The organism is Ruixingdingia sedimenti (assembly GCF_031432425.1).
Classification (GTDB): Bacteria; Pseudomonadota; Alphaproteobacteria; order Rhodobacterales; family Rhodobacteraceae; genus Ruixingdingia; species Ruixingdingia sedimenti.
Genome location: NZ_JAVKPH010000011.1, coordinates 15,884 through 30,258 on the forward strand (window position 1 = coordinate 15,884; position 14,375 = coordinate 30,258).

General features: G+C 68.7%; 13 protein-coding genes. 8 read left to right on the forward strand and 5 right to left on the reverse strand.

Translation table 11 applies throughout. From position 1 onward, the window contains the following. The first annotated feature begins 1 nt into the window (after position 1). Positions 2–517 carry a DUF2478 domain-containing protein gene (locus RGD00_RS11095; protein WP_310457396.1) on the forward strand — a complete coding sequence of 172 codons (516 nt, stop codon included), beginning with the start codon at positions 2–4 and terminating at the stop codon, positions 515–517. A gap of 246 nt (positions 518–763) precedes the next feature. Here RGD00_RS11095 and RGD00_RS11100 read toward each other — a convergent pair whose 3' ends face one another. The 5 genes from RGD00_RS11100 to RGD00_RS11120 form a co-directional block, all read right to left on the reverse strand. After that, on the reverse strand, positions 764–1,672 hold the full coding sequence (locus tag RGD00_RS11100; RefSeq protein ID WP_310457397.1) for an SMP-30/gluconolactonase/LRE family protein: 909 nt from the start codon (positions 1,670–1,672) through the stop codon (positions 764–766). 16 nt (positions 1,673–1,688) lie between these two features. Further along, positions 1,689–3,095 carry a TRAP transporter large permease gene (locus RGD00_RS11105; RefSeq protein ID WP_310457398.1) on the reverse strand — a complete coding sequence of 469 codons (1,407 nt, stop codon included), beginning with the start codon at positions 3,093–3,095 and terminating at the stop codon, positions 1,689–1,691. A 3-nt stretch (positions 3,096–3,098) separates the two neighbouring features. After that, positions 3,099–3,674, reverse strand: a complete 576-nt coding sequence (locus tag RGD00_RS11110) for a TRAP transporter small permease (RefSeq protein ID WP_310457399.1) — start codon at positions 3,672–3,674, stop codon at positions 3,099–3,101. 70 nt (positions 3,675–3,744) lie between these two features. Further along, positions 3,745–4,725: a sialic acid TRAP transporter substrate-binding protein SiaP gene (locus tag RGD00_RS11115; RefSeq protein ID WP_310457400.1), complete on the reverse strand. Its 981-nt coding sequence runs from the start codon at positions 4,723–4,725 to the stop codon at positions 3,745–3,747. A 94-nt stretch (positions 4,726–4,819) separates the two neighbouring features. After that, on the reverse strand, positions 4,820–5,698 hold the full coding sequence (locus tag RGD00_RS11120; RefSeq protein ID WP_310457401.1) for an isocitrate lyase/phosphoenolpyruvate mutase family protein: 879 nt from the start codon (positions 5,696–5,698) through the stop codon (positions 4,820–4,822). A 100-nt stretch (positions 5,699–5,798) separates the two neighbouring features. Here RGD00_RS11120 and RGD00_RS11125 point away from each other — a divergent pair, with 100 nt between their 5' ends. The 7 genes from RGD00_RS11125 (at position 5,799) to RGD00_RS11155 (ending at position 14,373) form a co-directional block, all read left to right on the forward strand. Beyond that, positions 5,799–6,545 (forward strand): RraA family protein, encoded by a 747-nt coding sequence (locus RGD00_RS11125; protein WP_310457402.1) that lies wholly within the window; start codon positions 5,799–5,801, stop codon positions 6,543–6,545. Positions 6,546–6,620: 75 nt separating this feature from the next. Beyond that, positions 6,621–9,284, forward strand: a complete 2,664-nt coding sequence (locus RGD00_RS11130; protein ID WP_310457403.1) for a 2-oxoglutarate dehydrogenase E1 component — start codon at positions 6,621–6,623, stop codon at positions 9,282–9,284. A 128-nt stretch (positions 9,285–9,412) separates the two neighbouring features. Further along, a complete protein-coding gene (locus RGD00_RS11135; protein WP_310457404.1) occupies positions 9,413–10,276 on the forward strand; it encodes a helix-turn-helix domain-containing protein in 864 nt (287 codons plus the stop codon). A gap of 303 nt (positions 10,277–10,579) precedes the next feature. Continuing rightward, positions 10,580–11,578 carry a TRAP transporter substrate-binding protein DctP gene (gene dctP / locus RGD00_RS11140; RefSeq protein WP_310457405.1) on the forward strand — a complete coding sequence of 333 codons (999 nt, stop codon included), beginning with the start codon at positions 10,580–10,582 and terminating at the stop codon, positions 11,576–11,578. 61 nt (positions 11,579–11,639) lie between these two features. Beyond that, positions 11,640–12,152, forward strand: a complete 513-nt coding sequence (locus RGD00_RS11145) for a TRAP transporter small permease (RefSeq protein WP_310457406.1) — start codon at positions 11,640–11,642, stop codon at positions 12,150–12,152. Continuing rightward, on the forward strand, positions 12,139–13,437 hold the full coding sequence (locus RGD00_RS11150; protein ID WP_310457407.1) for a TRAP transporter large permease: 1,299 nt from the start codon (positions 12,139–12,141) through the stop codon (positions 13,435–13,437). The genes RGD00_RS11145 and RGD00_RS11150 overlap by 14 nt, the downstream gene beginning before the upstream one ends. A gap of 21 nt (positions 13,438–13,458) precedes the next feature. Beyond that, positions 13,459–14,373, forward strand: a complete 915-nt coding sequence (locus RGD00_RS11155) for an SMP-30/gluconolactonase/LRE family protein (RefSeq protein ID WP_310457408.1) — start codon at positions 13,459–13,461, stop codon at positions 14,371–14,373. The last annotated feature ends 2 nt before the right edge of the window (positions 14,374–14,375 follow it).

Below are 14,375 nucleotides of genomic sequence, written 5' to 3' on the forward strand. Positions count from 1 at the left end.
GATGAAACTGGGATATGTCAGCCTGCCGGGCCGCGGCGCGACCGATCTGCTGCTGGCTGGGGCCGTGGCGCGGCTGGAGGCGCGGGGGATCGCGCTGGTCGGCACGGTGCAGACCAATATCGAGCGCCCCGACCGCCATCATTGCGACATGGACCTGCGGCTGATGCCCGCGGGGCCCGCGGTGCGCATCAGCCTCGACCGCGGGGCGGGGGCCACGGGCTGCCGGCTGGATGCGGGCGTGCTGGAACAGGCGGTGCTGTGGGTGAGCCAGCATCTGGACGGCGCGCAGATGCTGGTGGTCAACAAGTTCGGCAAGCAGGAGGCGGAAGGCCGCGCCTTCGCCCCCGTGATCGGCGAGGCGCTGGCGCGCGGCCTGCCGGTGCTGGTGGGGGTGAACGGGCTGAACCTCGGCCCCTTCCTGACCTTTGCCGACGGTCTGGCCGAACCGCTGCCGGGCGATGCGGCGGCGGTGGCCGACTGGTGCCTTGCCGCCTGCGCCGCTGTGGCGGAGGGTTAGGGGGGCGTATCCAACCCATTGCTCTGTCTGGCGAAGGCGCGTGCCTTCGCCATATCCTGCCGGTGCCGCTGCCCCGGCCAGCGCCCGCCCCGCCCATGGCGGGCGCTACTCGCCCGCCGGGGCAGGCGCTGGCCTGGCCGGGTTTCCTGACATCACCGTCTCCAGTGTCACCCTCGCGCGAACGGGCGGGGGAAACGCAGTGCGTTTCCTCATCCCGCCCGGCCCGGCGGAGCCGAATGCCCCACCCTAACCGTGCGAAAACGGCACCCGCCCCGGGGTCGGCAGGCGGGCGGTCAGGATCGTCGAGGTGCTGGAATCGGTGATGTAGAGCCGGCGGGGGTCCTCGATCCCGAAGGCGATGTTCGTCACCATCCGCCCGCGCGGGGAATTGATCCGCAGCACCGGCTCGCCCAATGCGCTGTAGACCCAGACGCAGCCGAGCCCGCCATGGGCGATGATCAGGTTGTCCTCGGCATCCATCAGCAGCCCGTCGGGGCCGAGCCCCCCCGACAGCTGGATGAAATGCGCCACCCGCGCCACCCCGCCATCGGCCGTCAGCCGCATCTGCCAGACCGCGTTCTGGCGGAACATGTTGAGGTAAAGCGCCGTCCCCGCCCGGTTGATCGCCAGCCCGTTGGGCGCCGCGAGCCCGTCGAGCACCACGCGCGCCCGGCCCTCGGGGTCGATCCTGACCAGCCGGCCGAAGGGCGCGGCCAGATCGGAATCGCCCATGTCGGTGAAATAGACCGCACCGTCATCGGCGAAGACCAGATCGTTGGGCCCCACCAGCGGCCGGCCCTCGACGGCGGTGACATAGGGGTCCACCCGGCGCGTGGCGGGGTCGATGACCATGATGCCGCGCTTGTGGTCGGCCACGAAGATGCGCCCGTCGCGGTGGATGCGCAGGCCGTTCGGTTCGCCGTCATACTGCACGAACAGCTCGAACCGCCCCCCGGGCGAGATGCGGAAGATGCGCCCGTAGGGGATGTCGACGCAGTAGAGAAACCCGTCGCGGCCGAAACCCGGGCCTTCCAGAAAGGCCGGCGGCACGCCCCAGGGGCGGCCTTCCAGCCAGGGTGTGGGGCCGCCGCGCCAGTGCAGGTCGGGCGGAACCTCGGCAAAGACCTCTGCCTCGATGGTGGGGATGGTGTACACGGGCGCCTCCTCAGGCTCAGCGGATCATGCCCAGATACTGGGGCAGGATGAGCGAGATCGCCGGGATATAGGTGATCAGCGCCAGCGCGATCAGCAGCGGCACCAGCCAGGGCAGGATCGCCGCCGTCGCCCGCTCGACCGAGATCCGCGCCACCCGCGACAGCACGAACAGCACCATGCCGAGCGGCGGATGCAGCAGGCCGATCATCAGGTTCAGCACCATGATCAGCCCGAAATGGATCGGATCCATCCCGAAGGCCAGCGCGATGGGCAGCAGCAGCGGCACCAGGATCGTGATCGCCGCGATGGTGTCGAGAAAGCAGCCGACGACCAGCATCAGCGCATTGGCCAGCAGCAGGAACAGCCACTTGCTGTCCGTCAGCCCCAGGATCAGCCCCGACAGCACCTGTGCTGCCTGACTGACGGTCAGCAGCCAGGCGAAGATCGAGGCGCAGGTGACGATGAACAGCACCGAGGCCGTGGTCTCTATCGTGTCGAAGCTGATCTTGGCCAGCATCCGCGCCGTCAGGCTGCGATAGCGCACGAGGCCGAGGAACAGCGACCAGATCACCGCGGCCATCGCCGCCTCGGTGGGCGTGAACCAGCCCATGGTCATCCCGCCGATCAGGATCATCGGCGTCATCAGCGCCATCACCGCGGAAAAGTCGAAGATCCAGTCGATGACGATCAGCGCCGCCAGCGCGGCCAGCACCGCCATGTTGACCGACAGCCCCGCCCGCACCAGCAGCCAGACCGCCAGCGGAAAGCAGAACACGATGGCGATTTCCAGCCCCGCTTCCAGCAGCCGGCGCAGGTCGAAGGCGGTATCCGCCCCCCATCCCTTGCGCCAGGCCAGCAGCGTGACGGTGCCCATCATCAGCACCGTCATCACGATCCCCGGCACCACCCCCGCCATGAACAGCGCCCCGATGGAGACATTGGCCATCATCCCGTAGATCACGAAGGGCAGCGAGGGCGGAAAGATCGGGCCGAGCGTGGCCGAGGCGGCGGTGATGCCCACCGCGGCCTCTACCGGATAGCCGTGGTCGCGCATCGCCTTGATCTCGATCGTGCCGATGCCGGCGGCATCGGCCAGCGCGGTGCCCGACATGCCGGAAAACACCACCGAGCCGACGATGTTCACCTGCCCCAGCCCGCCCTTCATCCAGCCCACCAGCGACAGGGCGAAGCCGTAGATCCGCCCCGTGACCCCGGCGCTGTTCATCAGGTTGCCGGCCAGGATGAAGAACGGCACCGCCAGCAGCGGAAAGCTGTCCACCCCCGCGACCATGCGCTGCGCCGCGATCAGGTCGGGCGCGACATCGTAGATCAGGATATAGGCGAGCGAGGACACCGCCATCGACACCGCCACCGGCACGCCGAGGATCATCAGGGCCAGAAAGCCCCCGACCAGAACCAGCATCGGCTATTCCCCCTTGTCGAAGGCAAGTTCGGGCCGTTCCAGCACCGAATACCCGCGGCGCCAGTTCCGCACCATCACCTGCACCGCGCGCAGGAACATGATCGCGAAGGCCGCCAGCATCGGATAGAGGAACCAGCCCCGCGACAGGCGCACGGAAATCAGCCTCTCGTCCGCCACGACCGCCACATAGCGCCACATCAGCCAGACCGCATAGGCGAAAAAGCCGACCCGGATCGCATCCACCAGCCGCGACAGCCAGCGCCCGGCCGCGGGGCCGACATGGTGGTAGATCAGGTCGACATGGATGTGCCGCGTCGTGCGCGTGCACATCGCGGCGCCCATGAACACCAGCACGATCAGGGCGTTGACGGCGACCTCCTCGGTCCAGGCGAGACTGTTGTTGAGCGCGTAGCGGGTGAAGAACTGCAAGAACACCAGCCCGACGATGACCCAGAACACGGCCAGCGCCACCCAGTCCTCGGGCCCGTGGTCGCGCAGGCTGACGGCCTGTTCCTCTTCCTCGAACGCATGGGCGAGGTCGTCGATGGTCGGTTTGGGCAGGGCGTGGTCGGTCGGCATCGCGCGTTCCTGTCTGGGTGGCGGGCGGCGGGCCGGACGGCGGGGCAGGGCCCGCCGCCCGGCGGCGCGGTTACTGGACGGCGCGGATCGCCTCCCAGTCGGCCTTGTCATAGCCGAAATCCTCGAACTTCACCTTTTCCAGCACCGTGTTCTGGAAGCTGGGCAGGTCCACCTCGAGGATGGTGACGCCGCGGTCGCGGAACACGTCGAGCAGCTTCGCCTCGCGGTCGAGGATGATCTGCGAGGCGCGCTGCGCGGCCTCGTGCGCGACCTCGGTGAACACCGCGCGGTCGGCCTCGTCGATCTTCTTCCAGGTGCCGCCGGCGATGACGATGTTCAGCTGGTCGACGATATGGCCGGTCAGCGCGATATGGGTCTGCACCTCGTCGAGCTTCTTGGCCTCGATCGAGGGCAGGGGGTTTTCCTGCGCATCCACCGTGCCGTTCTGGAGCGCCAGATAGAGTTCCGCGAAGGGCACCGGCGTCGTGTTGGCGCCGCAGGCGGTGGGCATCGCCATATAGGTCGGGATCGAGGGCACCCGCATCTTCACCCCGGTCAGGTCCGAACATTTCTCGACCGGCTTGTTCGCGGTCGTGTGCCGGGTGCCGTAATAGGTGGTCGCCAGGATCTGGTGGCCCGTCGCCTCGGTATAGCCGCCGGTCAGTTTGCGGTAGACCTCGCTTTCGGTGTATTTCAGCAGATGCGCCGCGTCGCGGAAGGTGAAGGGATAATACGTCACCCCGATCGGCGGGTATTTGTTCGCGGCAAAGCCGTTGGTCAGGATCACCATGTCCACCGTGCCGAGCGTCAGGCCCTGGTCGAGGCTGACCTCGTTGCCGAGTTGCGCCGCCGGGTACACGTCGATCTTGTAGCGGCCGCCGGTGCGCCTGGCGATTTCCCCGGCGGCCCAGAGGGCCTCGGTGTGGAAGGGTTCCGAGACCTCGAAGATATGGGCCCATTTCAGCGTGGTCTGCGCTTGCGCCGGTGCGGCCAGCGCGAGCCCCGCCAGCGCGGCGGCGATGGTCGTGCCGAAGATGCGTCGTGTCAGCATGGCTTCCTCCCTGAAGCTCTCGTGATGTTTTCCGGTGTTGGTTGCGAGGATCATTCTCTGGATGAATTTTCGTTTCAAGACGGGATCGGCCGGATCAGCCCGGCAGATAGCGGCGTTCCCAGTCGTCCAGCGCCTGCCGGCGGCACAGCCGGTCCACGATCGCGGCGTTTTCCGGGGTTGCGGTGGGGTCGGGCAGGGCGGTGCCCCCGTCGCGCAGCGCGCGATAGGCGGCGTCCATCGCCGCCAGCGCGGCGCGGAACGGCCGATGGGGCAGGAACCGCAGCTTGAGCCGCGTGCGGCGCAGGAATTCGGGGTCGTCGCGGTCCCGCTGCGGCACGCCCAGAACGAACAGCGGCAGGCCCGCGGCATCGGCCACCTCGACCAGATCGGCGGGGCCGCCCGGCAGGTCGGCCAGCATCACCGCCTCTGCCCCCGTCTGCGCATAGGCGCGGATGCGGGCCAATGCCTCTGCCCGGGGCAGTTCCGACAGCGCGAAGCTGCGCGCGACGATGATCGTTGCGGGGTCGCGCCGCGCCGCGACCGCCGCGCGCAGCTTGCCCAGATGTTCCTCCAGCGGCACCATCAGCGCATGGCGCCGCGCGGCGGCCTGCGTGCTTTGGGGGACGAGATTGTCCTCGATCTCTATCGCCGCGACGCCGGCCATTTCCAGATCGCGGATCGTGGCGCGCAGCGTGATGGCGTTGCCCCCGCCCTCGTCGGCGTCCGCGACCAGCGGCAGGTCGGTGTTGCGGCAGATGCGGCGGCAGATGTCGGCCAGATCGGTCATGTTCGCCAGCGGCAGCCCGTCGGGGGCCGATACATTGGCCATCTTCGACACCGACCCCGACAGCTTGGCCACCGGCCAGCCGTTCATTTCCGCCACCCGGGCCGAGAACGGGTCGAACACCGGCGCGGCGTCGGTGCATCCCGGCTGTGCGAGCAGGGCGCGCAGGCGGCTGCGTGGGCTTGTCATCTGCGGTCCCTCCCGTGGTCCGGCCCCGGGGCGGCTCTGCGGCATCCTTCGGCGGGGTGGATGAACATTATTATTGAATTCTCTATTCATCAAGAGAATAATGAGACTCGAAACCGGCCATCTGCGCAGCGCCGCCCCGGGATGGTTCCGGGGCGGCGCGGTGTGGGCGGGCGATGCCGCGGGCAGCCAGAGGGAGGGCTCGGACGTGACGGATCGGGAAATTTCGACAGATATCATAGAGGCTTACAGGGGCCTGAGTTCGGCCATCATTTCCGACGCGCTGGACCGCGCGGGGATCCACGGCACGCTGCACGGGCTGAAGCCGCAGGTGGACGGTGCGCGGATGTGCGGCCCGGCCTTCACCGCGAAATACACGCTCGCCCCCGCCGCGCTGGACCGTTTCGCCGATTTCCTCGACGACATCCCGGCGGGCGCGGTGGTCGCCATCGACAACGGCGGGCGGACGGATGTGTCGGTCTGGGGGGATACGTTGTCGCTGTTCGCCTCGGTCCAGGGGTTTGCGGGCACGCTGATCGACGGCGCCTGCCGCGACATCGACGGCACGCGAGCGCTCGGCTATCCGATGTTCAGCCGCGATCTCTACATGCGCACCGGCAAGGGCCGGGTGGGCGTGGAAAGCACGCAGGCGCCGATTCGCATCGCGGGGGTGGAGATTCATCCGGGCGATCTGATCTTCGGCGATGCGACCGGCGCGGTGGCCGTCCCCAGGGCGCGCGCGGCAGAGGTGCTGGCGATCGCGCAACAGATCGCGCGCCGCGACGACGCATGGGAGGCCGCGATCCGCGCGGGATTGCCGATGGCGCAGGTCTGGCAGGCCGCCGACTGATCCCCGCCGCCCGAACCGTTCCCGATGCCCGGCCCCGGCCGGCCGATGCCGCCTGCCCGAACCATGAGGATCCCGATGCAGCCCCCCCTTGGCGGTGACAATGCGTTCTACCTTGGTCTTTACGCGAAATACCTGACGGATCCGGCCTCGGTTCCCGCCGACTGGGGGGCGTATTTCGCGGAAATGCGCGCCCCCGCCGCCCCGGACGCCCCCGGCCGGGCGGTCGCGGCCTATCTGGAGGCGGCGCGGCGCTTCGGGCATCTGGCGGCGGATCTCGACCCGCTCGGCCTTGCGCCGCGGGATGGCCGGCTCGATCCGCTGCGCGCGGCGGCGCGGGCCGAAGGCGCCGCCGGGGTGCGCCTGACGCTGGCGGGTGCGCCCCGGGATCTGCCGGCGGCAGAGGCCACGGCGCTGATCGACCGCATCTATCGCGGCACGATGGGGATCGAGGCCGACCACCTGCACGACCCTGCCGAGGCCGACTGGCTGCTGGCGGCGTTCGAGCGCGCGATGCTGGCGCCGCCAGATGACGACCTGACCCGCGATGCGCTGGAATCGGTGGTGCTGGCCGACACGTTCGAATCCTTCATGCGGGTGAAGTTCCCGGCCAAGAAACGCTTCGGCAGCGAAGGGTCCGAGGGCACGCTGGTCTTTCTGCGCGCCTTGTTCCTTGCCGCCGCCGCGGGGCCGGGGGTGGACGAGATCGTGATGGGCGGCATGCATCGCGGCCGTCTGGCGGTGCTGGCCGTCGCCCTGGGCAAGAGCCCCGCCGCGCTGGCGGCGGAACTGACCGGGCGCGACCTGTCCGAGGGCGCGGCCTTCACCGGCGACGTGCCCTATCACCTGGGCCTGCGCACACGGTTCGAGGGCGCGCGGACGCTCGGCCTGACGCTGCTGCCGCATCCCTCGCATCTGATGGTGGTGGCGCCGGTGGCGCTGGGTCTGGCGCGGGCGGCGGGGGCCGGGGCGCTTTGCCTGCTGATGCACACCGACGCCGCCTTCGCCGGGCAGGGGCTGAGCGCCGAGATGATGCAGATCGCGGGTCTGCCGCCCTATCGGGCGGGCGGGGCGGTCCATCTGGTGGTCAACAACCAGATCGGCTTCACCACCCTGCCGGCCGAGGGGCGCAGCGCGCGCTATTGCACCGATGTCGCCCGGATGGTCGGTGTGCCGGTTCTGCATGTGAACGGCGACGATGCGCTGGCGGTGGCGCGGGCGGCGCGGCTGGCGCTGGACTGGCGCAACCGGTCCGGGCGCGACATCCTTGTGGACATGGTGTGCTATCGCCGCTTCGGGCACAACGAACTGGACGAGCCGCGCTTTACCCAGCCCCGCCTGTGGCAGGCGATCGACCGCCATCCGCCGCTGCGCGACCTGCTGACCGCCCGCGTGCAGCACGACCGCCCGGCGCTGGCCGACCATGCCGCGCGCTGCGCCGGGGATTTCACCCGCGCCCTTCAGGACGGGTTCCGGCGGGCGGCCGATCTGCTGCCCAACGACGCGCCGGTGCAACCCGACGCCTGGGCCGCGGTGGAACCCGCCGACGAAGCCGCGCTGCTGGCCCCCGTGCCCACCGGCCTGCCGCTGGCCGATCTGCGGCGGGTGGGGCTGGCGGCCAGCGCGCTGGCGCCCGGGGCGGCGGTCAACCCCAAGGTCCGCCGCTTTTACGACCAGCGCGCCGCCAGTCTCGAGGCGGGGCAGGAGATCACCTTCGCCACCGCCGAGGCGCTCGCCCTCGCCACGCTGCTGGACGAGGGGCATCCGGTGCGCCTGTCGGGGCAGGACGCCGTGCGCGGCACCTTCACGCAGCGGCATCTGGCGGTGCACGACATGGACAGCGGGCAGGCCCACCTGCCGCTGGCCGCCGCCGCCCGTGCCGGCGCGCGGGCAGAGATCATCAACAGCCCGCTGTCGGAATATGGCGTGCTGTCCTTCGAATACGGCCACAGCCTGTTCGACCCGCAGGCCCTGACGATATGGGAGGCGCAGTTCGGCGATTTCCTCAACGGCGCGCAGCCGGTGGTGGACCAGTACATCGTTTCGGCAGAGGCGAAATGGCGCCTGCGGTCGGGTCTTGTGGTGCAACTGCCGCACGGGCTGGAAGGGCAGGGGCCCGACCATTCCTCGGCCCGGGTGGAGCGGCTGTTGCAGATGTGCGCGGGCGGCAATGTCGTCGTCGCCAATCCCTCGACGCCGGCGAACCTGTTCCATCTGCTGCGCCGCCAGATCCATGCGCGCTGGCGCAAGCCGCTGTTCCTGATCGCGCCGAAATCGCTGTTGCGGGCGCGTTCGGCGGTGTCGGCGCTGGCCGAGATGGCCGAGGGCACCGCCTTTCGCCCGGTCATCGCCGAAGCCCCGCCGCCCGGCAGGGGCGGGGTGCGGCGGGTGGTGATCTGTTCGGGCAAGATCGCCCATGCGCTGGAACAGGCGCGGGACGCGGCGGGGCTGACCCATGCGGTGGCGGTGGTCCGGCTGGAACAGCTTTATCCGCTCGACATCGCGGCCTTGCGGGCGGCGCTGGCGTCCTTCGGGCGGGCAGAGGCGGTCTGGCTGCAAGAGGAGGCGGAAAACCAGGGGCCCTGGCCCTTCCTGGCCGAGGCGTTCCGCCGCCACGGCATCCACCTGAACCCCCGCCGCCCCGTCCACGCGCGGCCCGCCATGCCGGTGACGGCGGGCGGGTCGGTGGAACGGCACGAAAGGGAACAGGAGATCCTGTTGCGCGGGGTGCTGTCGGTCTGACGGGCAGGGGCGGGCCGGGGCGGCCGCATCCGGTTCACGGAAAATCCATTCACCTGATGAAAGATGGATGCTATGACCATGAAATACTATCACGGTCACGCCATTTCGCCAACCGGAGGGCCCATCCCATGGCATCGTTCGAGCCAGTGCGCGCCATCACCCGCGGCCTGCAGATCCTGCGGCTGGTCAGCGAATCCGGCCCGATCGCCACGACGGACATCGCCCGGCAACTGGACCTGCCGCAGCCCACGGTGGTGCGCATCCTCGAAACCCTGATCGAGGCGGGCTATGTCTACCGGCTGGAAAAAAGCACCCTTTTCGGCGTCACGGCGCGGACGTTGCGCCTGTCCAAGGGCTTTGCCGCCACCTCGCGGCTGGTGCAGCTGGCGACGCCGCTGATCGAGGATCTGCGGGCGGAAATCGGCTGGCCGTCGAACCTTGCGACCTATGAAAACGGCTCGATGGTGATCGCCTATACCAACCGTTCCGAACACGGGATGTCGATCGCGGGCCGCCTCGGCGCGCGGATCCCGGTGACGGTGACGGGGGTGGGGCTGGTCTATCTGGCGCATCTGCCGCCCGAGCAGCTGGAAGAGCGGCTACAGGATCTCAAGCGGTCCGACAGCCGCTGGGACAACAACCCGGCGATGCTGGATACCCTGCCGGACCGGCTGCGGCTGGTGCGGCAGAACGGCTATGCGCTGGCCGAACAGCCCTATCTGGACGAGATCTATCATTCGCAGATCTGGGCGGTGGCGGTGCCGATCCTCGTCGGCGGGCGCGTGGTCGCGGGGCTGAGCAGCCTGGTGCTGCGCAGCGCGGGCACGCCGAGCCGCGTGATGGCGAAGATCCTGCCCTCGCTTCAGCGCACGGCGCAGGAAATCGCCCTGCGGCTGGCCGAGGATTCGGGCCTGAACGACCGGATCGAGCCGCCCGCCCCGAAGGCCGCCCCGAAGGCTGCCAAGACGGGCCGCAAGAAAACCGAAAAATAGCGCCGGCAGAGGCGGGGTGAAACCCCGGCCCATATGACGCCCCCGGCAACGGCGGCCCCCGGCCCCGCCTTGCCGCGATTCCGCACGACCCGACCCTTCCCGCCATGCCCGCCGGCAGGGCTGCCGCGCCCCTGCCGCGATCAATCCGGTTGACAGGTGCGAAAACCGGATTATTATGAATTCACTATTCATATAGTGAATGAAAATGCGAGTCGACAGGGGCAGGGACAAGGCCCCGGTCCGGGCGGGCCGCCGCGAGAGGGGCGCTTGCCGGGGGACTCGTCTCACAACGGGAGGAAAGCGATGCAAGGGATGCTGAAGCGTGCGGCGGTGGCCGGCGCGGTCTGGGCGGCGGCGGCGGTATCGGCCGCGGCCGCGGATTTCGACTGGAAGTTCTTCACCATCTACGGCGTGGCCGACCGCCAGACCGAATGGATGCGCGGCTTTGCCGACGACGTGCGGCAGGCGACCGGCGGGCGGCTGAACATCACCGTCTTTACCGGCAGCGAACTGCCCTACAAGGGTGTCGATGTCTATCGCGCGCTCAGCCGCCGCCAGATCGAGATCGGCCATTCGCCCACAGGCTTCATCGCCGCCGATCTGGGGCTGCTCGACGCCATGTCGATGCCCTTCGTCTGCATGGACATGCAGCGTTTCTTCGACGGCGCCCTGCCGCAGATCGAGGCGACCTTCGACGCCGCCATCGACGACAAGTTCGGCGCCACGCCCATCATGCACTGGGCCATGCCCGGCCAGCAGGTCTGGAGCACGAAGGCCATCGCGACGCTGGAGGATTTCAAGGGGATGAAGATCCGCACCTGGAACCAGGGCCAGGTCCAGACGCTGGACAAGCTGGGCGCGACCAGCGTGTCGATCACCACCGCCGAGGTCACGCCGTCGTTGCAGCGCGGGCTGATCGACGGGGCCATCACCGCCTCTGTCAACGCCGATGCGTGGAACTGGCACGAGGTGCTGGGCAACGGCTATCTGTTCAACATCACGCTGTCGCACGAGGTGATCGCGGTGAACGACGCCGCGCTGGCCGAACTGCCCGAGGATATGCGCGCGGCCTTTCTCGAGGTTGCGCAGAAATGGGAAGGCACGCTGCGGCAAGAGGTTCTGACGCTCGACAGCCAGGCGCGGGCGAACCTGACCGCCAAGGGCATCAAGCTGGTGGAACCTTCGGCAGAGGACGCCGCGGCGCTGGCCACGATGACCGCCGACATCGCCGAGGCCTGGGCGGCGCAGCAGGGCGATGCGGGCCGGTCGGTGCTGGCCGCGATCCGCGCCGGCTGCCAGTAAGCCCCCCGCCTTCGTCCCCGCCCGCCCGGTGCGGGCGGGGCCCCGGACAGGAGCTTTCGCGATGTTGCACAGACTGGAACGCGGGCTTCTCGCGCTGTCGGCGGGGCTGATCGTCTGCATCGGCCTGCTGATGGTGGCGGAAATCACCCTGCGTTATGTCTTTTCCGTCTCGACCCGGATATCCGAGGAATACAGCGGTTATCTGTTCTGCGCCGCAACCCTTGCCGGGTTCTTTCCGGCGCTGACGACGGGGCGGTTCCTGCGCATTCCGGCGCTGATCGCGCGCCTGCCCACCCGGTTGCGGGCGCTGGCAGAGGTGGCGATCGCGCTGGTGTCGGCCGCCTTCTGCCTGCTTCTGGCCTGGCAATGCTGGGACCTGTTCCGCATGAGCCTGCGTTTCGGCAGCCGGTCGGAACAATATTCCGAAACCCCGCTGATGTATCCGCAGGCGCTGCTGCCGCTCGGGCTCGGGCTGCTGGCGGTGGGGATGCTGCTGCGCGGCGCGCATCTGGCGCGCGGGCTCTGGGCCGGGGATACCGCCCTTGCAGAGGATGAAGTGAATGTCGTTGACTGAACTGGGCATCCTCTATGGGGCGGTGCTTCTGGGCTGCCTTGTGGGCGGCGTCTATATCGGCGTGGCGATGGGGCTGGCGGGGGTCGCGGGGATCACCGCGCTGTTCGGGACCGCGCTCTGGCCCTCGCTGGCGGATGTGGTGTGGAACAACGCCACCAGCTTCAGCCTGATCGCCATTCCGCTGTTCATCCTGATGGGCGAATTGATCCTTCAGGGCGGCATCGCGAACCGTTTCTATGCCGGGCTGGCGCCGTGGTTCCGCAAGGTGCCGGGGGGGCTCGCGCAGACGAACATCGCCGGCTGCGCGGTGTTTTCCGCCGTCTGCGGGTCGTCGGTGGCGACCGTGCTGACCATCGGTTCCATCGCCATGAAGGAAATGCGCCAGCGCGGCTACAAGGACAGCCTGACGCTCGGCACGCTGGCGGCGGGCGGGGGGCTCGGCATCCTCATTCCGCCGTCCATTCCGATGATCGTCTATGCCTCGATCACCAATGTCTCGATCATCCAGCTGTTCATGGCCGGCATCGTGCCGGGGATCCTGCTGGCGATCCTGTTCAGCATCTTCGTCGGCATCCGCGCGAAGCTCGACCCTTCGCTGGTGCCGGTCTACGAGGAGGACGGCGGGCTGGAACGCGGCAACCTGCTGCGCGATGCGCTGCCGGTGATGCTGCTGGTGGGCAGCGTGATCCTGTCGATGTACGCCGGCATCGTCACGCCGACCGAGGCCGCGGCGCTCGGCGCGCTGCTGGCCGGGGTGATTTCCTGGTTCTACGGCGGCTTGACCGCCGCCAGCATCCGTGCCTCGCTGTCGAATGCCGCGATATCCAGCGCGGTGATCATGTTCATCACCATCTGCGCGCAGATCCTGCAATACGGGCTGGTGGTGACGGGTTTCGGCAAGCAGATCGCGGAAATCGTGGTGGCGATGAACATCGGACCCCTCGTGTTCTTCTGCATCCTGCTGCTGATCTATCTGGTCGTCGGCATGTTCATGGACGGGCTGTCGGTGATGCTGGTCACGGTGCCGCTGGTCTATGCGCCGATGATGGCGATGGGGTTCGACGGGATCTGGCTGGGGATCCTGCTGATCTTCGTCATAGAGCTGTCGGCGATCACGCCGCCGGTGGGGCTCAACCTCTTTGCGTTGCAGTCGATTTCGCCGGAAACGCCGCTGGCGCGCATCGCCTGGTCGTCGGCGCCCTATTGCGCGATCGTCCTCGGCTTCGCCTTCCTCTGCTACGCCTTTCCCCAGATCGTGCTGTGGCTGCCCCAGACCATGCGCTGATCGCCAAGAAGGAGTCCCCCCATGTACGCCCCCCCGCCCCGCACCACCGCCGAGGTCTTCACCCGCATGCCGGACGAACTGCGCAAAAAGGCGCGCGGCGGCGAATGGTTCAGCCATCAGCCGGCGATGAAACAGCATCATTCGGTGCTGGAGGGTCCGGGCTTCGACGCCGACGGCAACCTGTGGTGCGTCGACATCCCCTGGGGCCGGATCTTCCGCATCGACCCGGCCGGGAACTGGGAACTGGTGATCGAATACGAGGGCGAGCCGAACGGCCTGCGGTTCCACCGCGACGGGCGGGTCTTCATCGCCGACCACCGCAACGGGATCATGGTGCTGGATCCAGAGACGCGGAAGATCACGCCCTTCCTCGCCCGGGTGCGGCTGGAACATCTCAAGGCGGTCAACGACCTGTTCTTTGCCGAAAACGGCGATCTCTATTTCACCGACCAGGGGCTGACCGGGCTGCACGACCCTTCGGGCCGGGTGTTCCGGGTGAAACCGGACGGCCATGTGGACCTGATCCTCGACAACATTCCCAGCCCCAACGGGCTGGTCCTGTCGCCGGACGAACGGGTGCTGTTCCTGGCCGTCACCCGCGCCAACGCGATCTGGCGCATCCCGTTTTCCGACGACGGCACCGTGGCCAAGGTGGGCAATTTCATCCAGATGACGGGCGGCGGCGGGCCCGACGGGATCACGATGGACGAGGCCGGAAATCTGGTCGTCTGCCAGATCGGCCTGGGCGCGGTGTGGCTGTTCAGCCCGCAGGGCGAACCCGTCCTGCGCATCGACAGCCCCGCCGGCACCCAGACCACGAACATCGCCTATGGCGGGCCGGACCGCCGCACCGCCTTCGTGACCGAATGCGAGGAAGGCGCGATCCTGCGGGTCGAGATGCCGCACCCCGGCCGGCGCTTGTTTTCGGGGCGCTGACG